Origin of the sequence: Streptomyces maremycinicus, from assembly GCF_001184025.1 — a bacterium.
GTDB lineage: Bacteria > Actinomycetota > Actinomycetes > Streptomycetales > Streptomycetaceae > Streptomyces > Streptomyces maremycinicus.
In genome coordinates this window covers 739,065-764,240 of sequence record NZ_BBYG01000008.1, presented here as the reverse complement: position 1 = coordinate 764,240, position 25,176 = coordinate 739,065, and the positions used below count along the sequence as shown (strand labels likewise).

The 25,176-nt window shown below is 69.9% G+C and carries 28 protein-coding genes; 17 read left to right on the top strand and 11 right to left on the bottom strand.

Annotation, left to right across the window (positions count from 1 at the left end; translation table 11 throughout):
* Window positions 1-277 precede the first annotated feature (277 nt).
* Window positions 278-730 carry an MFS transporter gene (locus tag AOQ37_RS03670; RefSeq protein ID WP_159401291.1) on the bottom strand — a complete coding sequence of 151 codons (453 nt, stop codon included), beginning with the start codon at window positions 728-730 and terminating at the stop codon, window positions 278-280.
* Between the two features lie 119 nt (window positions 731-849).
* On the opposite strand from AOQ37_RS03670, the gene AOQ37_RS40295 reads away from it, so the two are divergent.
* Window positions 850-1,074 carry a hypothetical protein gene (locus AOQ37_RS40295; RefSeq protein ID WP_159401290.1) on the top strand — a complete coding sequence of 75 codons (225 nt, stop codon included), beginning with the start codon at window positions 850-852 and terminating at the stop codon, window positions 1,072-1,074.
* On the opposite strand, the gene merA is transcribed toward AOQ37_RS40295, so the two are convergent.
* Window positions 1,034-2,464 carry a mercury(II) reductase gene (gene merA, locus AOQ37_RS03665; RefSeq protein ID WP_062640996.1) on the bottom strand — a complete coding sequence of 477 codons (1,431 nt, stop codon included), beginning with the start codon at window positions 2,462-2,464 and terminating at the stop codon, window positions 1,034-1,036. The two genes, AOQ37_RS40295 and merA, sit on opposite strands and share 41 nt — an antisense overlap.
* Before the next feature lie 120 nt (window positions 2,465-2,584).
* Here merA and AOQ37_RS03660 point away from each other — a divergent pair, with 120 nt between their 5' ends.
* Window positions 2,585-2,962, top strand: a complete 378-nt coding sequence (locus AOQ37_RS03660) for an ArsR/SmtB family transcription factor (protein WP_062640994.1) — start codon at window positions 2,585-2,587, stop codon at window positions 2,960-2,962.
* A gap of 20 nt (window positions 2,963-2,982) precedes the next feature.
* On the top strand, window positions 2,983-3,282 hold the full coding sequence (gene merT, locus AOQ37_RS03655) for a mercuric ion transporter MerT (protein WP_234436781.1): 300 nt from the start codon (window positions 2,983-2,985) through the stop codon (window positions 3,280-3,282).
* Between the two features lie 359 nt (window positions 3,283-3,641).
* On the opposite strand, the gene AOQ37_RS03650 is transcribed toward merT, so the two are convergent.
* Entirely contained in the window at window positions 3,642-4,253 is a 612-nt protein-coding gene (locus AOQ37_RS03650) for a CBS domain-containing protein (protein ID WP_078889961.1), read from the bottom strand.
* Window positions 4,254-4,487: 234 nt separating this feature from the next.
* Complete coding sequence (locus tag AOQ37_RS03645) at window positions 4,488-4,778, bottom strand: metal-sensitive transcriptional regulator (RefSeq protein ID WP_220451492.1); 291 nt, start codon at window positions 4,776-4,778, stop codon at window positions 4,488-4,490.
* Between the two features lie 557 nt (window positions 4,779-5,335).
* Here AOQ37_RS03645 and AOQ37_RS03640 point away from each other — a divergent pair.
* From AOQ37_RS03640 to AOQ37_RS03625, 4 genes are all read left to right on the top strand, one after another.
* Entirely contained in the window at window positions 5,336-6,445 is a 1,110-nt protein-coding gene (locus tag AOQ37_RS03640) for a L,D-transpeptidase (RefSeq protein WP_234436780.1), read from the top strand.
* A 418-nt stretch (window positions 6,446-6,863) separates the two neighbouring features.
* Complete coding sequence (locus tag AOQ37_RS03635) at window positions 6,864-7,640, top strand: methyltransferase domain-containing protein (protein ID WP_062640987.1); 777 nt, start codon at window positions 6,864-6,866, stop codon at window positions 7,638-7,640.
* Between the two features lie 344 nt (window positions 7,641-7,984).
* The gene (locus AOQ37_RS03630; RefSeq protein ID WP_062640985.1) at window positions 7,985-8,578 is read left to right on the top strand and encodes a hypothetical protein; all 594 of its coding nucleotides are present in this window, start codon (window positions 7,985-7,987) and stop codon (window positions 8,576-8,578) included.
* A 249-nt stretch (window positions 8,579-8,827) separates the two neighbouring features.
* Window positions 8,828-9,241 carry an AAA family ATPase gene (locus AOQ37_RS03625; RefSeq protein WP_078889960.1) on the top strand — a complete coding sequence of 138 codons (414 nt, stop codon included), beginning with the start codon at window positions 8,828-8,830 and terminating at the stop codon, window positions 9,239-9,241.
* Window positions 9,242-9,571: 330 nt separating this feature from the next.
* Here AOQ37_RS03625 and AOQ37_RS03620 read toward each other — a convergent pair whose 3' ends face one another.
* The 4 genes from AOQ37_RS03620 to AOQ37_RS03605 are packed head-to-tail and all read right to left on the bottom strand — an operon-like array spanning window position 9,572 to window position 13,220.
* Window positions 9,572-11,002 carry an amidase family protein gene (locus AOQ37_RS03620; protein ID WP_062640983.1) on the bottom strand — a complete coding sequence of 477 codons (1,431 nt, stop codon included), beginning with the start codon at window positions 11,000-11,002 and terminating at the stop codon, window positions 9,572-9,574.
* Entirely contained in the window at window positions 10,999-12,204 is a 1,206-nt protein-coding gene (locus AOQ37_RS03615; protein WP_062640981.1) for an MAB_1171c family putative transporter, read from the bottom strand. The genes AOQ37_RS03620 and AOQ37_RS03615 overlap by 4 nt, the downstream gene beginning before the upstream one ends.
* Window positions 12,201-12,713 carry a hypothetical protein gene (locus AOQ37_RS41060; RefSeq protein ID WP_234436779.1) on the bottom strand — a complete coding sequence of 171 codons (513 nt, stop codon included), beginning with the start codon at window positions 12,711-12,713 and terminating at the stop codon, window positions 12,201-12,203. Before AOQ37_RS41060 ends, AOQ37_RS03615 begins: the two co-directional genes overlap by 4 nt.
* Window positions 12,714-12,749: 36 nt before the next feature.
* Window positions 12,750-13,220 (bottom strand): XRE family transcriptional regulator, encoded by a 471-nt coding sequence (locus tag AOQ37_RS03605; RefSeq protein WP_234436778.1) that lies wholly within the window; start codon window positions 13,218-13,220, stop codon window positions 12,750-12,752.
* 852 nt (window positions 13,221-14,072) lie between these two features.
* On the opposite strand from AOQ37_RS03605, the gene AOQ37_RS03600 reads away from it, so the two are divergent.
* From AOQ37_RS03600 to AOQ37_RS03555, 10 genes are all read left to right on the top strand, one after another.
* Complete coding sequence (locus AOQ37_RS03600; RefSeq protein ID WP_062640979.1) at window positions 14,073-14,960, top strand: helix-turn-helix domain-containing protein; 888 nt, start codon at window positions 14,073-14,075, stop codon at window positions 14,958-14,960.
* Between the two features lie 2 nt (window positions 14,961-14,962).
* The gene (locus tag AOQ37_RS03595) at window positions 14,963-15,670 is read left to right on the top strand and encodes a zinc finger domain-containing protein (protein WP_062640977.1); all 708 of its coding nucleotides are present in this window, start codon (window positions 14,963-14,965) and stop codon (window positions 15,668-15,670) included.
* Between the two features lie 159 nt (window positions 15,671-15,829).
* Window positions 15,830-16,471, top strand: a complete 642-nt coding sequence (locus tag AOQ37_RS03590; RefSeq protein WP_062640975.1) for a WhiB family transcriptional regulator — start codon at window positions 15,830-15,832, stop codon at window positions 16,469-16,471.
* On the top strand, window positions 16,468-18,237 hold the full coding sequence (locus tag AOQ37_RS40290) for a collagen-like domain-containing protein (RefSeq protein ID WP_062640973.1): 1,770 nt from the start codon (window positions 16,468-16,470) through the stop codon (window positions 18,235-18,237). The genes AOQ37_RS03590 and AOQ37_RS40290 overlap by 4 nt, the downstream gene beginning before the upstream one ends.
* The gene (locus tag AOQ37_RS03580) at window positions 18,234-18,425 is read left to right on the top strand and encodes a hypothetical protein (RefSeq protein WP_062640971.1); all 192 of its coding nucleotides are present in this window, start codon (window positions 18,234-18,236) and stop codon (window positions 18,423-18,425) included. The genes AOQ37_RS40290 and AOQ37_RS03580 overlap by 4 nt, the downstream gene beginning before the upstream one ends.
* An 86-nt stretch (window positions 18,426-18,511) precedes the next feature.
* A complete protein-coding gene (locus AOQ37_RS03575; protein WP_078889959.1) occupies window positions 18,512-18,748 on the top strand; it encodes a hypothetical protein in 237 nt (78 codons plus the stop codon).
* The gene (locus AOQ37_RS42065) at window positions 18,745-19,362 is read left to right on the top strand and encodes a plasmid mobilization protein (protein WP_374701471.1); all 618 of its coding nucleotides are present in this window, start codon (window positions 18,745-18,747) and stop codon (window positions 19,360-19,362) included. The genes AOQ37_RS03575 and AOQ37_RS42065 overlap by 4 nt, the downstream gene beginning before the upstream one ends.
* Window positions 19,359-21,101 (top strand): relaxase/mobilization nuclease domain-containing protein, encoded by a 1,743-nt coding sequence (locus tag AOQ37_RS03565; RefSeq protein WP_107085086.1) that lies wholly within the window; start codon window positions 19,359-19,361, stop codon window positions 21,099-21,101. Before AOQ37_RS42065 ends, AOQ37_RS03565 begins: the two co-directional genes overlap by 4 nt.
* A 428-nt stretch (window positions 21,102-21,529) precedes the next feature.
* Window positions 21,530-21,973: a hypothetical protein gene (locus tag AOQ37_RS03560; RefSeq protein WP_062640966.1), complete on the top strand. Its 444-nt coding sequence runs from the start codon at window positions 21,530-21,532 to the stop codon at window positions 21,971-21,973.
* Window positions 21,974-22,052: 79 nt separating this feature from the next.
* A complete protein-coding gene (locus AOQ37_RS03555) occupies window positions 22,053-22,748 on the top strand; it encodes a hypothetical protein (protein WP_062640964.1) in 696 nt (231 codons plus the stop codon).
* A 621-nt stretch (window positions 22,749-23,369) separates the two neighbouring features.
* On the opposite strand, the gene AOQ37_RS03550 is transcribed toward AOQ37_RS03555, so the two are convergent.
* The 3 genes from AOQ37_RS03550 to AOQ37_RS03540 all read right to left on the bottom strand — a co-directional run bounded on the left by AOQ37_RS03550 (window position 23,370) and on the right by AOQ37_RS03540 (window position 24,955).
* On the bottom strand, window positions 23,370-24,188 hold the full coding sequence (locus AOQ37_RS03550) for an SPDY domain-containing protein (protein WP_062640962.1): 819 nt from the start codon (window positions 24,186-24,188) through the stop codon (window positions 23,370-23,372).
* 15 nt (window positions 24,189-24,203) lie between these two features.
* Complete coding sequence (locus AOQ37_RS03545) at window positions 24,204-24,494, bottom strand: hypothetical protein (protein WP_033306504.1); 291 nt, start codon at window positions 24,492-24,494, stop codon at window positions 24,204-24,206.
* Window positions 24,495-24,580: 86 nt separating this feature from the next.
* Window positions 24,581-24,955 (bottom strand): SPDY domain-containing protein, encoded by a 375-nt coding sequence (locus tag AOQ37_RS03540; RefSeq protein WP_062640960.1) that lies wholly within the window; start codon window positions 24,953-24,955, stop codon window positions 24,581-24,583.
* Window positions 24,956-25,176: the final 221 nt, after the last annotated feature.

The window sequence follows — 25,176 nt, the reverse complement described above, 5'->3', positions numbered from 1 at the left end:
AAGTCGGACGGGAGTCGTTCAAGACGCGGTGCGTGCTGCGCGACAGCGTCACCTGCTGGAGAGCCTGCCGGGTAACCGGTCGTCCTGTGCGGCTTCGAGTTCGCACGGTGCGTCGGCAGTGTGCACTGCTCGTGGGCGACGCCTGCGCACCGGCCGGCGCTTCGCCCGGCCGCGACCTGGACCAGCTGGTCAGAGCTGCGGTGGGCGGTCCCCCAGCTCACTGGCGGAACCGGACAGCTGCAGACCGATGACTGCCGGACGCTCAGTTTCCGGCTCGTCAGTGCGCCATGACCGGCCCTTCGGAACGGTCCGGGCGCCCGGCCGGCAGCAGTACCGCTGCGACGGCAGCGACCGCGGCGGCGATGATCGCGCAGGCGGTGAAGGCGTTGCCGAAACAGCCGGTCCCGGCGGTCGCCGCCCCCTCGACTCCGCCCTCCAAGATCGCCCCGGCGATGGTCGGGATGATGGCGACGCCCAGCGCCGCGCCGAGTTCGTGCGAGGTGCTGACCAGTGCGGACGCGAGGCCCATTTCCTGGTGCGGCAGTCCGTTCATCGCTGCCGTGGTGGCGCAGACGAAGGCGGTACCGAGAGCGAGCGAGAGAAGCGCACAGCCCGGGACGAGGTCTGCCCAGACGCTGCTGTCCGCGTCCAGTCGGGTCAGCAGGGCGGCACCGATGGCCGTCAGCGCGAGAGCGATCGCACCGGCCGGCCGCCAGCCCAGCCTCACCACCAGCTGCGACGCGATCTGCGCCCCGCAGCGTGATGGCCACGGCGACGGGCAGAAAGACGACACCGGTCCTCAACGCGCTGATTCCCAGGACGGGCCGGACGTAGAAGGAGCTGAGGAAGATGTCCGCGATGAGCAGTCCGGAGGCGGCGAGCATGACCACGCTGCCGCCGACGAGCGACCGGCGCGCGAAGAGTACGAGGCGTACGAGCGGCTCGCGCACCCGGCGCTCGACCGCCACGAAGGCGACCGCCGACAGCACGGCGCCGATCAGCGGCAGCCAGGCGTCCGGGGCGTCGATACGCCTCAGCCCGCGCAGCAGGACAGCTTCGCCACGTCTGCGGTGAAGGCCTGGGCGGCGAGCTTCAGGGCTTCGGTCATGGTCAGGTACGGGTGCCAGGTGTGGGCGAGTTGGTCGGTGGTCATCCCCGCCGTGATGGCGTACGTGGCGGCGGTGATGATCTCGCCCGCACCTTCGGCGATCACGTGGGCGCCGAGCAGCCGCCCGGTCTTGGCGTTCGCGACGAGCTTGACCACCCCCCGGGTGTCCCGGTTGGCCAGCGCCCGAGACACGAACGCCAGCGGCACCGTGCGGCAGGTGCAGGGCAGTCCCGCCTCGTCGGCCTGCGCGTCGGTCAGACCCACGGAGGCGATGGCCGGGCTGGTGAACGTGACCCGCGGCAGCGCCGTGTAGTCCAGGGTGCGGCCCGCACCCGCCAGCGCGTTGTCCGCGACGAGGGTGCCCTGGGCGGCGGCCGCGTACACGAACTGCGGCCCACCGGTGACGTCGCCCGCCGCCCAGATCCGTTCGGCGGTCGTCCGTTGGTTCGCGTCGACGATGACCTCGCCGAGCGGCCCGGTCTTCACCCCGACCGCGTCGAGACCGAGGCCGACCGTGACGGGGCGGCGGCCGGTGGCGATCAGCAGCTGCTCGGCCCGCAGCTCGGCGGGGGCGCCGGCCTGGCTCGCGGTGAGCCGGTAGCCGCCCTGATCGCGGTCGACTGCCTTGAGGGTGGTGACGGTGTGCACGGTGATGCCCTCGTCAGCGAAGATCCCTTCAAGAGCTGCGGAGACCTCGGGTTCCTCAAACGGGGCCAGACGCTCCAGCGCCTCGATGACGGTCACCCGGGTACCCAGGCGGGCGAAGAGCTGGGCCTGCTCCAGGCCGACCGCGTTCCCGCCGACCACCACCATCGACTCGGGCAGGGCATCGAGTTCCATCGCGGTGGTGGACGTCAAATACCCGGCCTCGTCCAAGCCGTCGATCGGCGGTGCCCACGGGGCAGAGCCGCTGGCGATCAGATAGTGGGCTGCATCAACGCGTACAGTCCCGCCTCCCCCGTTCAACTCCACCTCCAGGGCAGGGCCTTCCACGAAGGACGCCGTACCGTGCACGATCTCGAAGCCGTACGCGGCGGCCAGGTCGACGTACTTCTCCGCGCGCAACTGGCCCACCAGCACGTCCTTGCCGCCGATCAGCTCCGGGAAGCCGACCGGGCCGACGACAGCCTGGACGCCCGGGAACCGGTCCGCCGCCTCGGCGTCGTGGCGGGCCTCGGCCGCAGCCAGCAGCGCTTTGGACGGTATGCAGCCAACGTTCACGCAGGTGCCACCGGTGGTGCCGCGCTCGATGAGCACGACATTCTTGCCTCGGCCTCGCGCGGCGATCGCTGCGGCGAAGGCCGCCGAGCCGGAGCCGATGACCGCCAGGTCGAACTCGGGTGCCGTCGTGGTCACCGTTCCACCTCCTGTTGTCGGGGCCCCGGATTCCAGAGCATCTGCTATGCGGATTGCCGAATACCTCAGTGATCCATACTATGCGGGTAGGCGAATAGCTCCAGTCGGTTAGGCCACCCAATGCCCCAGCGTCTCGACGCCCCCGCCGCCGCTGCCACGGTCGACGAGGTGCCTTGCACCCATCTGGACACAGTGGCGAAGTTCTTCCGCGCCCTGTCCGACCCGACCCGGCTGAAGCTGCTGGAGTTCATCCTCGACGGCGAGCGCACCTCCGCCGAGTGCGTCGAGCATGCCGGGATCTCCCAGCCGCGGGTGTCGGTGCATCTGTCCTGCCTCGTGGACTGCGGCTATATCGCCGCCCGCCGCGACGGCAAGAAGCTGCGCTATGCCGTCGGCGATCCGCGCGTAGTGGACCTGCTCGTCCTGGCCCGATCTCTGGCCGCGGACAACGCCGCCGCTCTGAACTGCTGCACTCGCATCCCCGGCAGCCAGGGTTGACCCGCAAGGAGAACGCCGCCATGCCCACCACCCATCGGCCCCAGCGCCGTACCGAGGAGCCCTCCGGTACCCGCATGACCATGGCAGGCATCGGCGCCGCCCTGCTGATGATCGTCTGCTGTGCCGGGACGGTGCTGCTGGCCGGCGGCGCCCTGGCCGGACTCGGCGGCGTACTGGTCAGCCCCTGGCTGCTGGCGCCCGCCGCCGTTCTACTCGTCGGCGGTCTGCTCTGGCGGCTACGTCACCGCCGTACCGGCAGCGGCGACGCCTGCTGCCCACCGGGCGACCGCCCCGACCAGCCTTCGAAGCGGATCCAGTAGCCGCCGAGCGTGCCGCCGCGTTCGGCGGTGCGCTCGCCGAGGGAGAACGCGAGGATTCCGGCGGCCAGGTAGGCGAACGAGCCGACAAGCAGCGGTACGAGCCCGCCGATCCCCCCGGTTCAGTGATCCGAGTCATCGGTCAACAGTGGAGGCTCCCGACGCCATCGGTGAGCGGGAGAGTGGCTCCCGTCGGCCCGCCAGCCCGGCACGTCGATCGGCGGAATCGCGCTCGCGCTGAAGGGCATCACCACCGTCATCACGGTGTCGTTGAGGAGCTGGATCCGCTTCCACACCAAAGTCGCCCTGGCGTCCTGGACCTGGTACGGCCTCTGCGAGATCTGTTCCCAACGCTGGAGTCCTCACCGACTCTCCGTGCCGCGGAGTTCGTGGCGCTGGACGATCCGGGAGATGTCTCGCGCCGTGATGATGCCGACCAGGCGTGGGCCGTCCGTGACCAGGATGTTCATGCCGCCCCTCGGGGAGAGCTTCTCGAGCACGTCCTCCAGACGGTCGTCCGGCGCGCAGGTGCCGCCCTGCGGCAGCGTGGTCGCCGCGTCCCGCACACGCAGTGTCTCCCGCTGCGGTGCAGGGATCCTGGCGAGCCGGGGAAGGTACAGCAGACCGCTGGGGCGTCCGTCGAAGGCAGTCAGGACCAGCGTCGAGTGGTGGACCCGCAGGGCCACGTCCTCGACGCAGCGTTGCACGGTGATCCAGTCCGGGCAGGTCTCCACGGGGCTGGTCATGGCATCGGCTGCTCGCACTCCGCGTAGGGCGGGGGCCAGCTTTGCGTGCTGGCGTTCCGCGTTGGCGACGACCAGGACGAAGAAGCCGATGACGGCCAGCCAGAGACCACTCAAGGCGCCGCGTAGAACGGAGATCCATCCGACGGCGATCAGCAGGATGCCGAGGATCTGCCCGCTGCGCGCGGCGGCTCGCTCGGCGCGGTCCCGGTCTCCGGTACGCCACCACATCAGAGGGCCACAGGCCCGCACTCTGCTTGGGCAGAGCGCGGGAGGCGGCAGAGGGGCACCGCGCAGTCGCGATGGCCACAAAGGCCGTCACCCTCCACATGGCCCGCTACGCATCGGGCACCAGGAATCCACCCGCCGTCGTGGATGACCCACCTCGCCGCCGTACCGTCCGCCGCGCCACGAGGCCGCGTACGGGCTGGTCAATGGCAGCGCTACCCTCGAGCCAACCGCCCGTCAGGAACGAACCAGCCGGGCGATGGCATCGGAGGCCTCCTTGAGCTTCAGAGCCTTGTCCTCGCCGCCCTTTTCCACAGCGTCACTCACGCACGTCGCCATGTGCTCGTCGAGCATCTGAAGGGCGAAGGACTGCAGGGCACGGGTAGTGGCCGAGACCTGGGTGAGGATGTCGATGCAGTAGGTGTCCTGCTCGACGAGACGCTGAAGACCACGCACCTGGCCCTCGATGCGGCGCAGCCGCACGAGCACGTCGTCCTTGTGCTTCTTGTGATCGGCCATGCGTCTCATCCCCTCGCCTCTGGTGATGGCGGAAGCACCTCCACCACACTCCGAATATACCCCCCGACCGTATGAAGCGGCTGTGGTCGACGAGGAGGGAAGGAGGTATGGAGCGAGAGCGTGGGCCCGGGGGTACGCACCCCGGCCCACGCGGACGAACTTCGAGCACGAAGACCGTCGGCCGGACGAGCGGCACGGGGGATGGCGCCCGTCCGGCCGACGATGAAACACAACCTTAGGCTACGAATATACTTCGTAGTAGTGCGCCACCTTCTTGATCTCGACGGTCGCAACCATTCGGTCGAGCCGGGCCCCACGGGGATGCCACCTGAATCGCGAGCCCCGACTGCGGGAACCGAGCACCGCCGACACTCGTCTACTAAACCACTTAGCTACATCTTGGATGGAGGATGACTGTGCAAGACAGCCGACGGGGGCACATGGAGCCCGCAGAGCGACAGCCTCGGCGCAGGCGGCTGGGATTCGCGGCGCTCGCCCTGGCCGGGGTCGTAACTCTGGCCGCCTGCAGTCAGGCCGCCAATGGCGCCTCGAAGGAATCTCCGGCCTTGGATTCGAAGCCCGGGTCAGAGGCGGACGCGGGTTCCGGCAAGAACGGGGCGGCCGCCGTCACGGTCTCTCCTGCCACCGACGGCAAGGACGTGATACCCGGTGAGCCGCTCACGGTGAAGCCGAGCGACGGAAAGCTGGCGTCGGTCACGGTCACCGCCGGCGACGGCACGGCACTCGATGGCTCGCTGTCCTCCGACGGCACCTCCTGGACTTCGTCCCATGCCACCGGATACGGCACCACCTACACACTCAAGGCCCAACTCGCCGCGTCTGATGGCAAGAAGAGGACCCGCACCAGCAGCTTCACGACGCTCAGCAAGGACGAGATCTTCGTCGGCACCTACAACATCAACAAGGGCTCCACCGTCGGCGTCGCCCTTCCGGTGTCGATCGTCTTCAACAAGGCGATCCACGACAAGGCGGCAGTGGAGCGCAAGCTCAGTGTCACCTCTTCCCCAGCCGTCGAGGGCGCATGGAGCTGGATGAAGGACCGGGACGGCAAAGACCGGGTCGACTTCCGGCCCAAGGAGTACTGGAAGCCCGGCACGAAGGTGAAGCTGCGGATAGACCTGGCCGGAGTGAAGAACGGCGACCTGGTCGGCACGCAGAAGCGCGAGATCGACTTCACCGTCGGCAAGTCGGTCGTCAGCACGGTGGACGTGGTCAAGAAGACGATGACCGTGGCCGAGAACGGCAAGGTCGTCAAAACTCTTCCGGTCTCCACGGGCAAGAAGACCTTCGAGACCTGGAACGGCACCATGGTGGTGCTGAGCAAGGTCCCGACGATCCGGATGAACTCCGCCTCGGTCGGCATCTTCGGCCCCGAGGCGTACGACCTGGGCGCCGTCAAGTGGGACGTCCAGCTCACCCCCTCGGGCACCTACGCCCACGCCGCCCCGTGGAACGAGGGCAAGTTCGGCAAGGTCAACGCCAGCCACGGCTGCATCGGTCTGAGTACCGCCAACGCCAAGTGGTTCTACGACCGGGTGAACTACGGCGACCCCGTGACCGTCATCAAGTCCACGGACACCGTAGACGTGAACAACGGCTACGGCGCCTGGAACGTCGACTGGGAGTCCTGGAAGAAGGGCAGCGCGCTGGCCTGAGAAGGCTTCCGCTGTCCGAACGTGATCGTTTGATTGGCTCCGGGTGGGCAGGAACTGCCGCTGGCTGCGGGAGGGGTCGGGTTCTTCGTCGGCTCGTACTCGCTGCTGGTGGTGGCTGGCGCCGCCGGTGCTCGGTCTGCTGGAGGCGCGGGAGAAGAAGGTCCGCGAGGAGGCCGAGCGGGTGCGGGCGGCGCCGGCCACGGCGGAGCGCGCGTCGGCGCGGTTGGCCGAGGTGCTGGCCGAGACTCCCGCGCCGGCCGCCGAGGATCGACAAGCAGCCTTGCCGGGAAGGCGCATATCGGGCGTATGGCCCCGGCGCCGTGGACCGGCCCTCGACAGCCGCGTAGCGAATTCGCCGTCCCACTGCGTCGGCGGTTCCAAGCGTTTCGGGCACCGAGAGCGGAGAGGACTGGGGGGCATGCCTGATGAGGGCAGCAGGAGGGGGACGTCAGTGTTGAAGTCGGGGGTCAAGCGGCTCTTGGGGCGTGCGGGATTCGACATCGTGCGCAGCACCAACAACCGGGGTGGAGTGGACGATTTCATCCCGTTCGAGGCGACGATGCGGGCTGCGCGGGCGGCCGGTCTGTCGGTCGGTGACTACATCGACGAGGTCATGAACGGGACGCCTGGCGCCACCCAGTCCACCATCGACGAACTACGCGCTCTCGGCGTCTTCACCGCCGAACCGGACACGGTGTTGGAGATCGGCCCCGGCTCCGGACGGTACCTGGAGAAGACGCTGAAGGAGTGTTCACCAGGCCGCTACGAGATCTACGAGACGGCAGCGCCCTGGGCCGACTACCTAGTGGACACATTCGGCGTGGTCGCCCAACCGACCGCAGGATGCAGTCTCGCCCCGACACCCGACGGCAGCATCGACCTCGTTCAGGCCCATAAGGTCTTCAACACCCTGACCTTCCTCGGCGCCGCCCGCTACTTCTTCGAGATGGCACGGGTCACGCGACCCGGTGGTCGGATCGTCTTCGACGTAATGACAGAGACCTGCCTGGACCCGGCCACAATGCGCGCCTGGGCGACGCAGGGCGGCGCGGGGCACGACTCCTACCCAGCCGCCATGCCTCGCCGGACATGCGTGGACCTCTTCGCGACCCTCGGCTGCAGCCTGGAGGCCAGCTTCCAGGCTCCCTTGGGCGTCGCCTCCACTGAGGTGCTTGTCTTCGGGAAGGAGGCTTGACCCTCAGAAGGCATCCGCTTTCCGAGCATGGGCCGGTGTGATCCAACAGCGTTCTTGATCGGGTGATCGCGGCGGTGTGTCGGTGCATGAAGGAGGGGCCCAAGACCAACCTCCCGAACTCTCCCGCCGACGAACGGAGTTCATGCCGGACCGGCCACAATCAATCGATCAAGTACGGGAAGCGGATGCCTTCTGACCACCACGCACCTGACGAGAGCCTTGCCCGACGGCCGTGTGCCGGCGGGCAAGGCTTTGTGATGTGAGGCGTCCGTGACTGAACGGTCCACTGAGATCCGACGTACTAAGTGAGTAAGTAGAAACTGGGCTCAGTGAAGGGAACCTCCGTGATCCGGCAACGTGTTGTCCTGGCCGCAGCCGCAGGCGTCACCTCCGCACTCCTCCTGACCGCGTGCGGCAGCTCCGGGGACAGTTCCTCCAGTACGGACTCCGGCGCCGCGGCCTCCTCGGCCCCCACGTCCTCCGCCCCGGCCGGCAACGGGGATGCGGACGGCATGGGCATGGCCACCACCTCCATGCTGATGACCGAGGAGATGGAGGGCATGGGCACCTTCGTCACCGACGACAAGGGGATGACCCTCTATCGCTACGAGATGGACCAAGCGTCCCCGTCCAAGTCGATGTGTACCGGTGACTGCGCGAAGACCTGGATGCCGGTGATGGCGCAGGACTCCGTCAAGGCGATGGGCGTGGAGCAGAGCCTCGTCGGCTCGGTGGACCGGTCGGACGGAATGAAGCAGCTCACCCTCGCCGGTCGGCCGCTGTACCGCTACATGGGCGATGCCAAGGCCGGTGAGATGAAGGGCCAGGCCAAGGACAGCAAGTGGTACGCGGTCACGCCCGCCGGTGAGAAGGCCGCGATGTCCTCGGACGGCTCCGGTTCGTCCGAGGACATGGAGGGCATGCCAGGCATGTCCTGATGCTCAGCAGTGCCGCGCCGGATCCGTCGGCCGGGCCGTGGCACCGTCGCCGAGCAGCGCGTGGTCCAGACACTGATCGGACGGCTGTCCGGATGCGCTGGTCGAACGCGGCTGTGGTGGAGGCCGCGAGAACGGCGACCCGGCTGTCGGACCGGGCTAGGAGTACCCGCATGTCAGCGCCCGGGCCGTCGGTCAGTACGTACTCGTGGAGGTCTTTCGGAATCGCGGGAGGCGACGCGCCCGGCTCCGGTGGTACAGGTCTCGTGCCAGCCGCACTCGCGAAGCCCTGCCGCGAGGGATGCGGCCGACCGCGACACATGGGACCTGCCGGGGGAAGGCGACGAGGCCGCCCGGCGCTCCCGCAGCGCGCTCTACACGGAGCTCGGCTTCGAGCGCTACGCCACCACCCGCGCCGACCAGCTGTCCGGCGGCACCCTGTCCAAGCTGAACCTCGCCCTGGCGCTGTTGGCCGACCCGGAGGTGCTGCTGCTCGACGAGCCGTACGCCGGCTTCGACTTCGACACCTATCTGCGCTTCTGGGACCTGGTCGCCCAGCGCCGCCAGTCGGGCCGCTCAGTGCTGATCATCAGTCACTTCGTCACCGACGAGCAGCGCTTCGACCGCATCCTGCAACTACGCGACGGCAGGACGGTACCGAAATAACCCCGAAGACCGCCGCCGTACGAGGAACCGGTCCGCTGCTGGTGCGCCGCTTCCTGACCGACTACGCCCGCAACCGGGTCAACCTGCTGATCCTGGCAGCGCGCCCAGTCCGCCGGCTGCCGGGGCGGCCATGGCAAGCGGCACCGGCCAGCCCGCCGCCCGCCCGGTGCGTGGCCCGGTCGGTCTGGCGGGAAGCGCCCGTCGTCGCAGCTGTGCCCGCGCAACTCGTCCAGCACCTCCAAGCAGGCCGATCAGTCGTCCTCGACCACGGCCTGTGGCTCCGCTCCGAACGCGACGCGTGGACGAAACCATTCGCGAAGCCAGCGGACATCAGATTCCCCCGGCCGTCCCTCCAAGAAGCGACGCCAGATCTTCAGCCAGTGCGAGCAAGTTCCGGTCCGAGTAAGTCGGCCCCACGAGTTGGACGCCGATCGGGAGGCCGTCCGCGTTTCGCGCAACAGGCATGACGAGGCTGGGCAGGCCGACGTGGCTGGTGAGGTTGGCCCAGCCGGTCTGGTCGAAGAAGCTCCGCTCGACGCCGTCGACCATGAGAGAGCGGGTGCCGGCCGGGATCGCCGCGGTGGGAGCGGCGGGGGTGATGAGGACATCGTGCTCGGCGTCGGCGAAGAACCGGTGCCACGTCCCTCGAAACTGGAGGCGCTCCTCGTTGGCGCGGAGCCAGGCGCGGTGTGGCTGCGTTCGGTGGCGGAGGAAGGTGGCCCGTGGGCTCGCGTCATCCTCGTGCAGGTCACGCGCTGCTGCGAGTTCGGCCGCAGCCGCGTCGTCGTCGGTGGCGGCCGTCGCGGTGGCGTGGAGGAGCTGCTCGAAGAGGCGGAGAGAGTCGGTGAAGCCGACCGGCCCCACAGTGCGGCGGACGTTCGTTCCGGCGGAGGCCAGTGCCTGCTCGACGGTGGCGAGAACATCGGCCGTTTCGCGGTCGACGGGGCAGCGCGCATCCTCGGCCCACACCGCCACACGGAGCTGGCCGACTGCACGGCGCGCCGTGGGCAGGTTGACGCGCCAGGGGCTGTTCTCTTTGGGTGACGGTGTCGTCAGCGCGTCGAGGAGCAGGTCGAGGTCTCGGGGGTGGCGTGCCAGGGGGCCGGGGGTGACCATGTCGCTGCTGGTGATCCATCCCGGCGGGCGGGGGATGTGGCCGCGGGCCGGGATGAGTCCGTGCGTGGGGCGCAGGCCGTAGATGCCGCAGTAATGAGCCGGAAGCCGAAGTGAGCCGGCGAGGTCGCTGCCGAGGTCGGCGGGGGTCAGGTGGGCGGCGACTGCGGCGGCGGGGCCGCCGGAGGAACCGCCGGCGGTGCGCTTGGGGTCATGCGGGTTGAGTGTGGGCCCGAACAGGCTGTTGTCCGTGTGCAGGTCCTGGCAGTACGCCGGGGTGTTGGTCTTGCCCATGATCACGGCGCCTTGATAGCGAAGACGGGCGACCGCGTCGGCGTCACGTGCGGGTACGTGATCCGCCAGGTCCTCGGCGCCGCTGGTAGTGCGCAGGCCGGCCGTCTCGAAGCTGTCCTTGATCGTGAGGGGAAGGCCGTCGAGGGCCCCCCTGCTCTCGTTGCGGGCGCGGCGTTCGTCTGCCGCTTGTGCGGCGGCCTGGGCCGCCTCGTCGTCGCGGGTGATAACGGCGTTGACGTGGCTGGCGTCGATCCGGTCGAGGTGAAGGTCGAGCAGCTCGCGGCTGGAGATCTCGTGACGGTCCAGGGCCTGGAGCTGGACGTGAGCCGGTTGGTGGGTGAGATCGGTCGTCATGCGGAGACTCGCTCAAGGTGGGGGGCTCGTGCGGGCTGGCGAAGGTGGCGAGCGACATCGAGGAGAGCGTCGATGTCGTCCATGGGCCGGCTGGTCTGGCGTTCGGAGTCGGCGAATTCGGTGAGCTGGTCGGGCGCAGGGCGGGCGCCTTCGGCCCTGGCGGCGATTCCGGCGAGGATCTGGTCGGCCGTGACGGCGGCCGACAGCTCCTGGCCGTGAAGCCCTCGGGCCCGGTGGTGGGCTTCGCTGGCCTCGCGTACTGCGGCATCGAGGTACTGGCGGATCACGAACCGGCCGTCCCGGATTTCGACTGCTCGGCGGTAGAGCCGGATCGAGATGCGGCGGAAGCGGCGCCTCTGGGCCGGGTCGACTCGGTCGATCGGAAGCTCGATCTCGGGCGCTTCGCTGTAGAACGCCAGCCACAGGGGACGCAGGCCGTAGTAGCTGCGGTACTGCTTGATCCGGTACTGGACGCTCTGGGCCTGGTCGCTGATGGTGGGTACGAGCCAGCCGATGAGCGTGAGCATGGCGCCGACATCGCCGCAGGTCCAGGCGAAGCCCTCCCAGCCAGCGAGGGAGGTGTCGAAGGCGCCGGCGATGACGTTGCCGATGCGGACCGCGCTGTATCCGAGTGTGACGGTGGCGCCGAGGGCGACGATGCGCAGGCCGTAGCGGACAGACCCGCGGGTGCTGCGGCGGGCCAGGCGCCAGCAGGCGCGGGCGAGGAACAACTCCCCGATGGTGTAGGCCGTGACGTACAGGGTGAGGTACGCGGCGTACCAGTCGTCGTGCGCGTAGTACAGCGTGAAGTCGGTCGGACGGGGCGCGCTGGGCGTCAGCAGGGCGAACAGCACCAGCAGCCCGGCGATCACTGCGAAGCCGGCCCCGAGCCACCGGCGACTGCGTCGGCGGGCGGTCTCGGGCGGGGATCCCCAGTAGGTGAGGACCACCTGCTGGCAGGCCAAGAGGGCGACCACGCAGCCTTGCGCGAGGGGCACGGAGAGGTTGACGGTGCCGAGGACGCGGTCGAGGTAGTTCCACATCGGCGTGATGGAGAACAGGAACGACAGTCCTGACAGCAGGAAGACGGCGGCCAGCGCGGTGGAGGCGGGGTCTCGGCGGCGGGTCGGCACGTCCCGCAGGAGGCAGAGGAAGCCGAGCGTGGCGACGACGAGGCTGATCGGATGGAGCAGGTCCTTCACGACCGGGCCTCCCGCCGGCGCAGGAGCGTGTGTGTGACCCGGTCCTGCACTTCATCTCCGGAGGGCTCGTCGCTGCGCAGCCACCGGTCGATGATCCGGCGCTGGAGCAGCGAAGCGAGGAGTTCGGTGTCCCGCTCCTCGTCCTCGTCGTACTTGGTGCGCCCCAGCATCATCTGCACGATGGCCGGGTCCACGCTGGTGATGAAGGCCGGGGCCAGCGCGGACACCGGTCGGTTCTCGTGGTGGCCTAGCAGGAGGTGACTGAACTCGTGGGCGATGATGTGGTCTTGGTGCAGGGAGCTGGTCCAGGGGTCGTAGAACACGTGGACGGCACTCTCCGTGACGGCGCAGGCCCCGCACACCGAGGGCGCCTGCTCCCGGGGCTCTAGGACCACCGTCCGTCCCGTGCGGCGAGAGATCTCGTCGCTGAGATCGCGGATATTGGTGACGTGCGGGAGCTTCAGCTCGGCCAGGAGGTCAGGCCGGCGGAGCCTACGTGCAGACCACATTAATTTTCCTTGATCACTTACTGAACTAGGGCCGTGTTACACGCCAGTTGAGGGCGGCAGCCCCTCGGATTTTCGTACACTCTCGACGATCCCCAGGACGGCATCCTTTCCGTCTGCGGATACGTCGGATAGACGAAGAAGAACGTTCTTGATCTTCGCGTCACGAAGCAGCGCGAGCAACTCAAGCTCCTGCACGGTCTTTTCGGCGACAGCATCATCGAACCAATAGGCGGGATCCACACCGAAAAACCCTGCGAGCGCTTCAAGATGACGCTTCGTCGGGTTATCGCGCTGCCCCGTCCGCAGGAGCCACAGGTACTGGGCCGACAGCTTGCCCAGCCCCCGCTTCTCCATCAGTTCGGCCACTTCAGCGTTGCTGAAGGGGCCCCGATCGGGCGGGTGCACCGTGTCGAACAAGCGGTTTAGGCGGTCCATGAGCCCCTTGGGGTTCACCTGACCTTCGGCGGAATCTTTCATGATCCTTTCCTGGGTGGACTTCGTCGTCACTTTAACCACCCTACTCCGCCATAAACACCAGTTGACGAGCCGATCCCGCGTATGAAAAGTTCTCCCTCGCCAGCACGTTTCTGTGTGGCGCGCACCGCCTGTTTCAGGTCGGCCTGTCCGTTTCTACCGGCAGGAGTATGCCGGGCGACGTGGCGCGAGCCACATTTACCCAGCGACATACGTCACGTCTGGCGCACAAGACTTTGATCTTCGACCGGAAAGCGTGGAGGCGACAGTGGAAGCACCTCATTCACATCGCTTTTCCGCTGCGGGAAATACCAGACACCCGCTCCAATTCGGACACAAGGGCACGCTCTCGGCGTTCGAGACAACCGCGGCAACGGTGCTGCTCGACGCCAGAGGGTGGCCCGCGCCGAGTCCCGCAGATGGCTCCGTCGGCAGACTATGCGGTGACTCTCTGCAACCAGTACAGAGTTTAAGAACCAAGTCTGGATCTTGACACGGGTCCGTGCGTATGTTCGTCGTCCCCGGGCAGCCCGCCCGCGATAACGGACGTGAGGAGCCAGCAAGCACGGACCGGACCGAGAAGGTCCCGTAATACAGCGACGGCGCCCGAGAGCAGAACTCACGGACGCCGAACGCTAAGCGGCATACCCGCCCCGGCAAGGGCGGAGGTTGCCCACCATCACCACGCTGAGTCCTTCCAAGGGGCGCGTCAGCGTGGCAACACTGCAAAGGGGATTCTTGCATGCCTCCTGCCCTGCGCAAAAGGCCCTTCCGCCTGGCCTGCGCGGCAGCCACCTCCGCCTCGGCGCCTCAGCACTCCGAGCCGGAACACACCGTCCCGGCCCCGGCGGGCCGCCGGCCCCGCCTGCTCATCGGGAGCGGCCGATGAGCAGCGAGGCCCGCGAGTGGGTGTGGGAGCACAGCTCCAGCCGGGGGAACGCGCGTCTGGTCCTGCTGTCGATCGCCGACCGGGTGGCCGACGAGCAGTGCGTTTCCTGGGCCTCGCTGTCGAGCCTGGCCAAGCGCACGCGCGCTTCCGTCTCCACGGTGCGCGAGGCCATCGACCGCCTGGTCGACGCCGGTGAGCTGGAGGAGCTCGACGACCTCACCGGCCCGCAGCGCAGCACCGTCTATCGCCTCCCCCTCGCCGCCAAGGCCGTGGCAGAGACCGCCGAGGACGAGGAAGCCAGCCAGGCGCCGGCTGAGGGGCCCGAGGCCACCCCAGCGCTCCGGATCTCGGCCCTGCGGCGGTGCGGAATCCGCCCCCGTGAGGTGCCGGAATCCCCCGCGAGGGTCCGGAAACCGGCAGTACCGGAATCCGGCAGGTCCCGACGGAAACCGGCACGTCGACGTACCGGAAACCGGCACAGCGATGTACCGGAATCCGGCACACAGAACCGTAGAGAACCGGATTTGAACCGTAGGTACAGCAGTGGTGGTGCTGCCGTCATCACGGCTGCCGGGTGGCAGGTCGACCCAGCCACCCACACCTGGGCCCGCCAGCAGGGACACCTCGACCGCCTCGGCGAGCAGGGCCTGCAGGCAGCCGACGCGAAGTGGCGGGCCCACCGCGCCGACTTCAAGCCGAGAGCGGCGGACGCCTGGGCTGCCGACTGGCGCTCCTGGGTTGCCCGAGAGCACGCCCCGGGTCGCCCGAACCTCCACGCCGTGCCCGGCAAGGGCCCCGCTCAGCCGGGCGGCATGACGCGGGCCGAGGCCCACACCGCTGCCCTTCTCGCCGCCCTCGACGAGCCGACCGGAACGGAGGGCTGACCATGGACCGCCGCGAAACCGCCGCCCTGCTGGCCTACATCGGCCGACTCGACCCCCGCACCATCCGCACCGACCAGGGCGAGGCCCGCGATCAGCTCGCCCAGTGGCACGAGCTGGTCGGCGACGTGCCGATGGCCACGCCGCACGGCTGGGACGCCCGCGTCGCCGCCCGCCAGCACATCCGCACCTCGCCGTACCAGATCCTGCCCGCGGACGTCGCCCGTCCCTGGGAGAGCTACCGGCGCGACCGCCTGGCCCGGCACACCGATCCCACGCCGTCCGTCGACCCGGACGACCAGGCCGCGTGGACCGCCGAGCTGGTCGGCACGCGCCGCGCCGTCGCCGCCGGCACCGCGCAGCCCGCGCAGGCCCGCGCGATCACCAGCGGTCGCGACGGAATCGACCCGAAGCTGGAGGCGCGGCTGCGGGAGATCGGCTCCTGCATACCGCCCGCCGCCCGTGCAGCCCTCGCGCCCTACCGGCCCGCCCGAGCAGCCCGCGAGGCCGCCGTCGCGCAGGGGCTGCCCGACGCCCTGAGCGTTCGCTGCGAGTGGTGCCTGGCCCAGCCCGGCGAGCCGTGTCGCCGCCGCCGGATCGGCCCCGACGACGGGGTACGCGGAACTGCCCCGCGCGCCACCCCACACCCCGGCCGCCTCGACCTCGCCACCGCCCAGCAGAACGAGCAGGCTCAACAGCCCGCCATGGCCTGACCGGCGCATCCGGCGCGTGCATCCCGTCCGATGCAGCGCCTCCCAACATCACCGTCCCGCCCCGGCTGCGGCACGCCCGCGCGGCGCAGCCGGCACCCGACGCCGCGCCCGCCGAGCATCGCCCCGGCCGTCCGACGCGGCAGCACATCGGAGATCGCCTTGCGCCACATCACCACCCACGACGCGCCGGCCACCGGCCTGCGCGGCATCGGAGACACCAGCTGGCACACCCGCGGCGCCTGCCATGGCATGGACGTCGAGGACGCCGATGCCGTCTTCTTCCCCGGGCCCCGGGATCACGAGGACATCGCGGAGGCGAAGGAGCTGTGCGGCTGGTGCCCGGTTCGCCGCGACTGCCTCGACTTCGCCCTGGAGAACGTCCTCAAGGAGGGGATCTGGGGCGGCCTCACCGAAGCCGAGCGGCGCCCCCTGCACGACGGACTGCCCCAGCGTCTCGACTACCGGCGCGTAACGGCCTTCTTCCAGGGTCGCGACGTGCACCTGACCGAGGCCGAGCGGCAGGTCGTCATCGACCACGCCTACGTACGCGGCTGGCGGCCCGACCGGCTCGCCACAGCCCTGCAGATCAGCCACAAGCACGCCCGAGACCTGCTGCGGCAGGCGGCCAACAAGGTCTTCGACCGCGACCGCTCCTACGGCGTGCCGCGGCCCAAGAAGAAGCGGAAGAAGACCACTCCGGCAGCAGGCAGCCCCGCCCCCGCTGCACCCGGCGCACAGCAGCCGGTAGCCCGCCCGGCAGTGTCGACTCCGGCGCACGCCTCTCTCGGAAAGGCCGCATGACCCACCCCGTCCTGGCCCTCAGCGCTGCTCCGGACCTCCCTCTCCTCCTCGCCGCCGGCGTGCCCGCCGCCCTCGTGCTGGTGCTGGTGCTGGTGCTGGTCGCCTGGACGATCCGGCGCCGGGGTACACGCCCGCAGAAACGTCTCGGCGGTCCGGCGGTCAAGGTCGCTGCCCTTGCTGCCCTCGGCTGCACCGCCTACAGCGCCGACACCTCATGGCGCTTCGCGGCCGACTTCCTCGACATGGCCGGCACCGCCGAGCGGGCCGGCATGTTCGCCGCGGCCGAGCTGGCGCTCTTCGCGACCGCGCTGATGGCACGCCAGAACCTGGCCACTCAGGGTGCTCCTGGTCTGCCGGGCACCCTGGTCTGGGTGATCACCGGAGTGCAGGTGATCCCCGCCTACGCCGAGAGCGGTCCAATCGGCGGCACGGTCCGGGCCTTCGTCGGGCCGGTCATGGCGGCGATGCTGTGGCACCTCGCCATGGGGATCGAGCTGCGCCTCCGCACCCCGGGCGCCGCCTCCCACGGACTGATCGCCGTCCTGGGCAGGGAGGCACGCGAGCGGCTCCTGTCCCGCCTCGGCATCGCCGCGCGAGACCGTGACGCCGCGCAGATCACCCGGGACCGGGCCACCACCCGCGCGGTCGCCCTCGCCGCCCGCCTCGCCGAGCGCACACCCGAGCAGCAGCGGAGCTGGCGCGGCCTGCGGCTCACGCGGCGCCTGTCGAAGGCGGTCGGCAGGGCTTCGGTCGGCACCGACCCCCTCCAGCGTGCGCAGCTACTCGATCAGCTCGCCGCCCGCCGGCACGCACTCGCGCTCGCTACAGTCCCGCTGCCCTCGCCCTGGTCCCCGGTGCACAGCACCCCAACGGCAGCCACGGTCCCCTCGCAGTCGGTCTCGAAGGCGCCGGTCCCCGTAGCCGGTCCCGACGAGTCGGACGGGGACCGGGGACCGAGGGGACCGGTCCCCGAGATTGCGGACTCTAAGGCGACGGCAGCAGGCGCGGGGACCGAAGGCGAGAACGCGGGGACCGGGGTGGGGACCGAGGCGCCAGAAGCAGGCGCGGTCCCGGGGACCGGTCCCGCCAATCCTGAAGCCTCGGAGGGGGACGCCCGAGGCGTGAGGACCGAGCGCCTGACGCGAGAAGTTCCTGCTCGGGGCCCTGAGTCGCGTCGGGGACCGAACGCCGCCGAGTCGGGGACCGAACCCACCGGAGACCGGGGACCGACCGACACCGACACGGGGACCGAACCCACCGGAGACCGGGGACCGACCGACACCGACACGGGGACCGAACCCACCGGAGACCGGGGACCGACCGACACCGACACGGGGACCGAACCCACCGGAGACCGGGGACCGACCGACACCGACACGGGGACCGAACCCACCGGAGACCGGGGACCGACCGACACCGACACGGGGACCGAACCCACCGGAGACCGGGGACACAAGGCCCCCCTCCGGCGGACGACCACGAAGACCAGGACGAAGAACAAGGGGAAGCGCGGCCGGTCCCGCACCCCGCAGACACAGCGCCCGCCACGCGAGCTGGAGCAGTCGGTGGACCAGCTCGTCCAGCAGGTCCGCCCCCACGTCCCCGCCCTGCTCGAACGGGACGGCAACGAGTCCGTCACCCGGGTCCAGCTGCGGGAGATCCTCCGCCGCGAGGGCCTGAAGGGCGGCCGGAACGACCGGCTGAGCCTCGTCCTCCAGGAACTGCGGAGCGACGACACCACGAAGACAAGGAGCACCGCCCGATGAAGACCTGCCACCAGTTCGACACCGTCCGTGCGGAGTACGAGCGGGAGATCGGCTTCATGCTCGCCCACTCCAAGCGGCACGAGGGCAGGTCGGCGGCGAAGTCCAGCGCAAAGCAGGCTGCCTCGACGAAGCAGCGGATGGCCCGGGCGCTCAACAGCCACGTCGGGCGCTGCCCCGAGTGCGGCTGAACGACAAAACCCCAGCTCAACGCCCCTATCCCCAAGGGGTGGCCCGGCTCCGTGCCGGGCCACCGCCCCGCTCCAGGAGACACGTAGTGATTTCGCGTCCCTCTCGCTCTTCCGAGCCCACCGTCGCCGAGGCCCGCGCCTGGGCGGACGTCCTGGTCCGCCGGCGGCTCCTGCACGCCGCCGTCCTCGCGCCGACCGGCCAGTGGCTCGTCCAGGACCGGCCCGACGGACCCGTCCGCGTCCTCCTGGGACCGGCCGACGTCGTCGCGCTGGCGGCGACCATCCAGCACCGCACCCGAACCATGAGGCCCGAAATCCGATGACGAACCCCACCCGGAACGGCAACACCCCGGAACCTGCTCGCGACTCCAACTCAGTCTCGGGGCGAGCAAGATGGAGGTTCGGACACTCCCCCGAGGGGGCAGTGTCCGAACCCGTCCCCGCCCCTGGGGTGGCGGGGCCCGACTGGCACCAGGGGGCGCCAGTCGGGAAGGCTGCGACCGAGGGCGGATCGCAGCCAAAAGCCGCCCACAAGGGGCGGCCGAAGGGGCGAGCGCGTCCTCGTGACAAGAAGCAGCGTCGCGCGCACAGCGTCCGCCTCAACCCGTCCGAACTCGCTCTCATCCAGGCCGGAGCAGACGCCGCCGGTATGAGCGTGGCGGGGTTCCTCGCCTACGCCGGGCTAGCCATGGCCCGTGACCAGTCCCGTACCGCCGTCGCCATCGCCACCGAACGCGACGTGCTCACCGAACTGTTCGCGATGAGGCGGCAGCTCGGCTGGGCCGGCAGCAACCTCAATCAAGCAGCCAAGATCCTCAACTCCGGCGGTGACGTTCCCCAGCTGACCCAGGTGTTGGCCGACGTCCACCGAGCGGCCGACGCGGTGAGGATGGCTGCCGACAAGGTAGCCAACCGGCAGGCAGACGAGGCACCTTGATTCCACAGGTCCACAAGCAGGGCAGCCACACCCTGGGCCTGCTGTACTACCTCTACGGCAAGGGAACCCACGAGGAACACGTCGATCCACATCTCGTCGCCTCCTTCGACGGCATGTCGCCTGACCCCGGACGCGATGCGACAGCTACCAAAAAGGATCTCGGGCAGCTGCTCGACCAGCCCCTCCATCTCCTTGCCGCGGATCAACGCCCCGACAAGCACGTGTGGCACTGCTCGGTGCGTGCTGCGCCCAACGACCCGATCCTGACCGACGACCAGTGGGCGGACATCGCGCGTCGCATCGTCGCCGCCACAGGGATCGACCCGCGCGACGGCGCGGGCTGCCGCTGGGCCGCCGTGCGGCACGCTGACGACCACATCCACATCGTTGCCACCCTCGTGCGCGAAGACGGCCGACGCCCCGACCACCACCGATCCGGTAAACGGGCGCAGGCCGAAGCCCGTCTCATCGAGAAGGAACTCGGGCTCCGGCAGGTCGCCCCCGGCGACGGCACCGCCGCACAGCGGCCCACCAGTGCCGAACGGCACAAGGCCGAACGCCAGGGTCGCGAGCGCACCGCCCGCGAGGAGCTGCGCGAATCGGTACGGCGCGCGGTGTCCGGTACGAGGAGTGACGAGGAGTTCTTCGACCGGCTCGCCGCCGCCGGCCTCCTGATCCGTAAGCGCGCCGCGCCCTCCGGAGACCTCCTCGGATACAAGGTCGCCCTCCCCGACGACCTCAACAAGGACGGCGAGCCGGTGTTCTACCCCGGCGCGCGCCTCGCCCCCGACCTGTCGCTGCCCCGCATCCGGGAGCGCTGGTCCGGCGACACCGGGACCGATCCGACTCCACGGCAGGAGGACACGGTCCGTACGGGGCCCGGCACCCCGGCCTCCGCCCGCCGCAGGACGGCATCGGCCGCGTGGCACGCCGTGCTCATCGTCGAGCACGGCGACGACGCGGTCGCCGCCGCCCACATCGCCGCCGCCGGCGAGGTCCTGGACGCGCTCGCGAAGACCTCCGCCGCACACACCCGCCGCGAACTGCGAGACGCCGCAACAGCGTTCGAGCGGGCCTCACGCTCCCACGTACGCGCCGTACGCGGGCACGACCGCGCGCTGCGGCAGGCCGCCCGCGACCTCGTCCACGGAGGGCCCGCCCTCGGCCGCGGTGAGGACGGTGCCACCACCGCGATGGCGATCGACATGCTGTTCTTCCTCATCACCGCCGCCGCCCACTGGCACGCGAGAAAGGGCCACGCCCAGCAGGCCGAAGCCGCCGCCCAGGCCGCCGAGCACCTGCGCACCGCCTACCAGGCCGCCGCCGCCCAGCCGCTCGGGGTGCTCTACCAGCGAGGCCGACGTCTGAGCCGGCCGGTGCTCCAGCGGCAGACCGTGCTGCTGCGCGAAACGCTGCCCCAACTCGCCGAGCAGATCCTCGCCGAGCCCGGCTGGTACGCCCTGGCCGCGACCATCGCGGACGCCGAAGCCGCCGGCCACGACCCGGCCGCCATCCTGTCCGACGCCGCAGGGCGCCGCGAACTCGACACCGCGGACTCGGTGAGCGACGTGCTGGTATGGCGGCTGCGGCGGACGGCCGATCTGCCCGCCGACTCCTCGATCCAGTCCGAGAACGGCACCACAGGGCGCCGTGGGTCCTCGACGCCCAGAACGGCGACCCGCCCCAACTCGCCCCGCCGGCGCCGCAGTGGGGAGGAGACATCGGGCAAGACCCGGTGAGTATGCCGAGTGCCTGAGTGCAGTCTCAGCGCACCACCGAGAGCAAGGACACCGCCACCACCGCGCTCGCGGCCCACGGCATGGCCGTACGCCACGACGGCCCCCGGCGGCGTGCGGGCCCACGCTGCGGAGCGCGAGCACGGGTGCGCACACAGGAGGGAAGGGAGTGGCGCAGGTGTCCCGAGTCGAGCCAGCAGGCGCCGCGAAGGTGGACGGCCGGAGAGCACGAGGTGCGTTCGGGCACACCCTGGGAACGTCGCCCCGCCGTTCGGAGACACGCTCCGTGGCCAACTCGTCATCCCCTGCCCCGAGCGAGGAGATCCCTTGTGACCTGCGCGAAGGCGACTGTGGACTTTGTGAATTGAAACGGCCGGGGGCGTAGGGCACGATCATGAAGCGAGCAGGACGAGGCGAAGGAGGACTCCAGGGTGTTTCACCGAATACGCCGCCGGACCAAGCAGCCCAGCGAGGCACAACGCCAGTTCGCCGAGCTGCATGCGCGGCTGCAGAACCAGGTCCCGCCCGGGTTCGGGGTGCCGCCGGCCGAGGCGGAGCGCTCCGCGCCGACCACTGTGGTGGACGACTTCCTTCCGCCGGAGCTGCGGGTGCCCAGCCACGACCAGCTCGACGGCAAGATGATGCCGTGGAAGCAGCCGCTCGTCCTCGACGGTGAGATGGTCGCCTGTGCCGCGTGCGGCGCGTACCGGGACTGGCTCATCCTCTCCACCGGCGGCCAGATCTGGCTGCGCTGCCGGGCCGGACACCAGCAGCAGGAGACCCGCCTCGACACCGCCTGGTACAACCGGAACTCCGGGCCGGCGGACGCGACGCACGCCACGTTCGAGGACTGCCTGCGCCACCTCGGGCACTGACCACCACTCCTACGACCCCACCGGGCCCGCGGGCCCGAACTGACCACCCGTCGCCTAGCACCAAGGGGTCAGTTCCGTCATGCGCGTTCGCGTCGCCACCACCGTCCTCGGCATCACCGCCGCCTTCCTCGCCGTGCCCGCCTGCTCCACCGACACCACCGACACCAAGCCCGGCACCGCCGCCTCCGCCCGTAGCGGGAAGCCGGCCGACGCAGCCCAGCAGGCTGCTCCGCTCACGTCGGCCGCGCTGGAGACGCGCCTGCTCGACCAGAGCGACCTCGGCAGCGGCTACCTGCGCAAGCCAGAGCGCCCCACCCAGCACGACGACGTCACCGTCATCGGCTGCCAGGCCCTGAGCGAGCTGGGCGGCGACGCGGCGACCGGCGGCACACTCACCTTCACGCACAAGGCCAAGGCGACCTTCACCTACGGCGGCAGCTCCTCGGAGATCTCGGAGGAGCTGTACAGCGACAGCGCGGATAAACTGTCCGACGGCATCGGCCGGATCTTCGACGCCATGACCGGCTGCCCGACCTATCAGGTCGTCGCGGGCGGCACCCCGATCGACATGGCCTCGCAGAAGCTGCCGACACCCCACGGCCTCGGTGACGAGCAGTGGAGCCAGCTCCTGACGTTCTCCACCGGAGGACGGAGCACCGTGGTCAAGCAGACCGCGATCCGCGACGGCAGCCTGCTGCTGATCGTCTCCGGCTCCCCGGCCCTCGTCGACCACCACCTCGACAAGGCCCTCACCAAGGCCACGGCAGCCAGCTGACCGACCCGACACACTCTGCCCCCGACCAAGATGGTCGAGGGCAGCAGTGCTGTGCGGCTCGCCCCGCTGCACGGTGCGGAAGGTTCTTAACGGGACGTGAACCATGCTGCGAGTCCACCCCCCATCGTCGTGACGAAGGCCGTGACGACGGCTGCCACCAGCCAGGGCGAGATGCGTTGAACGATGACGTGCACTCCACCGCAACGGAGTTCAAGGGCTGGCTGCTGCTTCTCTTCGGTTCGAGGCATATCGCTATTCAGCCGCACAGGAATGTGGCACCACTACGCCAAAACGTGGCCGCCTTGCCCCACTTCAACGGGCCACCGCTTACCACATGTTGAGCGGCACCGCTACGCCAAAGCGTGGCCACTTTGCCCCGCTTGAGACGCTGGCGCTACCACGTGAGAAATCCCCACCGCTACACCGAGCAGACCTCACTTCACCCCACCTCCCCGCCTTGGGACCGGAGGCGATCATCGATGGGCCCAACACCTTGTACTCGTCGCCCGGGTCGCCCTCCTCCGACTCGATGGCTCGCCCGAGCCCCGGAGGGAAATGCCAGAAGCCCAGCCCTCATTCGGGAGGACCGGGCTTCTTCCGTCTGGCTGAAGGGCGCCGTCGCTAGGCCGGCGCCCGCAGCAGTCGCTCCCGGGTGGCCTCGGGCAGCACCCGGCGCAGGACCGGTGCGGTCGAGCTGAGGGAGGCGGCGAAGGCTGCCACGAGGTCATGCGGGACGCTGGAACCGAAGGAGGCCGCCCATAGGCAGGGTGCGCCGAGCGCAGGCTCGGCCCATGCCTGCCATCCGACCGGTCCCGCCTCGTCGGCCTCGGTCGTCAGGGCGCGCGGGTCGACGTCCTGGATGAGGGGCGGTACCTCGCCGAGGCTGATGTGCGAGGTGAACGTCGGGTCCGTCGCTGCCACGTGGGGCTGGTCGATGTCGCGGAGCCAACCGTGTGCGGCGACGGCGTCGAGGACCAGCTCGGGGCCAGCGAGCGGCACGGCGGGCTGGTCTCGGGCGTCGAGCGCAACGAGGAAGTCGGCCACGGCCTCGCCGGGGACATCGGGGGTGAAGTAGGCCGACCATTGAGCGAGCGGGGTGCTCGTCTCGGCGCGGGCGGAGATCTGCCAGGCGATCGGCAAATCTCCCAGGTGGAACGGCTCGTCCGCCAGGCTCCACTGGGCCCATCGGAGGGTGTCGGGGCTGATGTGCAGGACGGTACTGCGCAGGACCTGGCGGTCCTCCGGCGCCTCGTCGGGCTCGTGCCGTCCGCGGACGATCGTCAGGCTCGTCCAGCCCAGGCCGGCGAGCGTGTCGGCGACGGTGTCGTAGAGGCGCCCATCGTCACCGGCCAGATGCCGAGGACCGACCCAGAACGCGGGCTGGCCTCCGGGCGGAGTGGACGGGGCGAGCGGGAAGTCGGGGTACAGGGGCGCCTCCAAGGGCTCGGTGCGGGTCTAGTTGCCGCCGGCACTGCGGCGGGGGCGGCGCGGGGGCGGCTGGACGGGGCCCTGCCAGGTCAGGGCGACGGCGACCTCGGGCGGCAAATGGCCGAGCTGTGCGTCCTCGTCCCGCCCCTCGGCGAGGTAGACGACGGTGCGGCCGGTCTCGTCCACGGACTGCACGACCTGCGCCAGGCGGTGCGCCATCGGAAAGAAGGGGTTCATGGCCTGGCGGACCGGAGCATCCCGGTCGCAGGCGGACAGCAGGTCGATGAGATCACCGACGGTCATCTCCGAGGACGTCACGAACAGCCTCCTGGGGTGAGGGGAAACGGTGAGCGATGAAAGGGGCGGAAGCCCGACAGCCGGCCAGCCGGCCGCCAGAGCGAGGGCTACTCATGGGCGCTTGGCTGTCGTACGCGACGTGAGGTCTCCAGCACGCGCGCCACGGCGGCGGCGACGATGTCGGCCGGCGTCTCGGTGTCGAACGACAGGTGGTAACCACGCACCTTGGCCGTGCCGGTGACGGCGATCTTCCATCCCTCGCCGTGCGTGCCGGGGCGGCCGAGCGGGAACCAGCCGAGGTAGAAGCGACCGTCCTTCGAGCTGACGTGCACGTCCGCGCGGTCGTCCACAATCAAGTGGAAGTCCTCTGCGGAGAACTGGTCCATGACGAGCGTGGGCTGGCCGGGGCCGAGTTGCCACTCGCGCAGCCGCAGGGCTTCGACGGTGGTAGAGAAACCGGGGCCCACGGGCGCTATGCTCACGGGCAATCACCTCTCTGACCTGGGGTTTCTTGCAAGGTCGTCTACGTTGACATGCCTCCGCCCGCGTTGGCCAGTCTTTCCGCGATCTTTCCTGTCTGCCCCCGGCGAACTACTGTCCGCCGACATCGAACTCAGCCCGATCCAGTCGCCGCAGGCCACGGCGTTGGAGGCTTGCGCGAAGCCGTGTCCGCGATTCCCCGTCGTACGACCTCTGGACTTAC

Bases quoted from the DNA above. Each gene is read 5' to 3' on its own strand.
- AOQ37_RS40295 (WP_159401290.1), top strand. From the start codon at position 850: ATGTCCGCGATGAGCAGTCCGGAGGCGGCGAGCATGACCACGCTGCCG.
- AOQ37_RS03660 (WP_062640994.1), top strand. From the start codon at position 2,585: ATGCCCCAGCGTCTCGACGCCCCCGCCGCCGCTGCCACGGTCGACGAG.
- merT (WP_234436781.1), top strand. From the start codon at position 2,983: ATGCCCACCACCCATCGGCCCCAGCGCCGTACCGAGGAGCCCTCCGGT.
- AOQ37_RS03650 (WP_078889961.1), bottom strand. From the start codon at position 4,253: ATGTGGTGGCGTACCGGAGACCGGGACCGCGCCGAGCGAGCCGCCGCG.
- AOQ37_RS03645 (WP_220451492.1), bottom strand. From the start codon at position 4,778: ATGAGACGCATGGCCGATCACAAGAAGCACAAGGACGACGTGCTCGTG.
- AOQ37_RS03635 (WP_062640987.1), top strand. From the start codon at position 6,864: ATGCCTGATGAGGGCAGCAGGAGGGGGACGTCAGTGTTGAAGTCGGGG.
- AOQ37_RS03620 (WP_062640983.1), bottom strand. From the start codon at position 11,002: ATGACGACCGATCTCACCCACCAACCGGCTCACGTCCAGCTCCAGGCC.
- AOQ37_RS41060 (WP_234436779.1), bottom strand. From the start codon at position 12,713: ATGTGGTCTGCACGTAGGCTCCGCCGGCCTGACCTCCTGGCCGAGCTG.
- AOQ37_RS03600 (WP_062640979.1), top strand. From the start codon at position 14,073: ATGAGCAGCGAGGCCCGCGAGTGGGTGTGGGAGCACAGCTCCAGCCGG.
- AOQ37_RS03595 (WP_062640977.1), top strand. From the start codon at position 14,963: ATGGACCGCCGCGAAACCGCCGCCCTGCTGGCCTACATCGGCCGACTC.
- AOQ37_RS40290 (WP_062640973.1), top strand. From the start codon at position 16,468: ATGACCCACCCCGTCCTGGCCCTCAGCGCTGCTCCGGACCTCCCTCTC.
- AOQ37_RS03580 (WP_062640971.1), top strand. From the start codon at position 18,234: ATGAAGACCTGCCACCAGTTCGACACCGTCCGTGCGGAGTACGAGCGG.
- AOQ37_RS42065 (WP_374701471.1), top strand. From the start codon at position 18,745: ATGACGAACCCCACCCGGAACGGCAACACCCCGGAACCTGCTCGCGAC.
- AOQ37_RS03555 (WP_062640964.1), top strand. From the start codon at position 22,053: ATGCGCGTTCGCGTCGCCACCACCGTCCTCGGCATCACCGCCGCCTTC.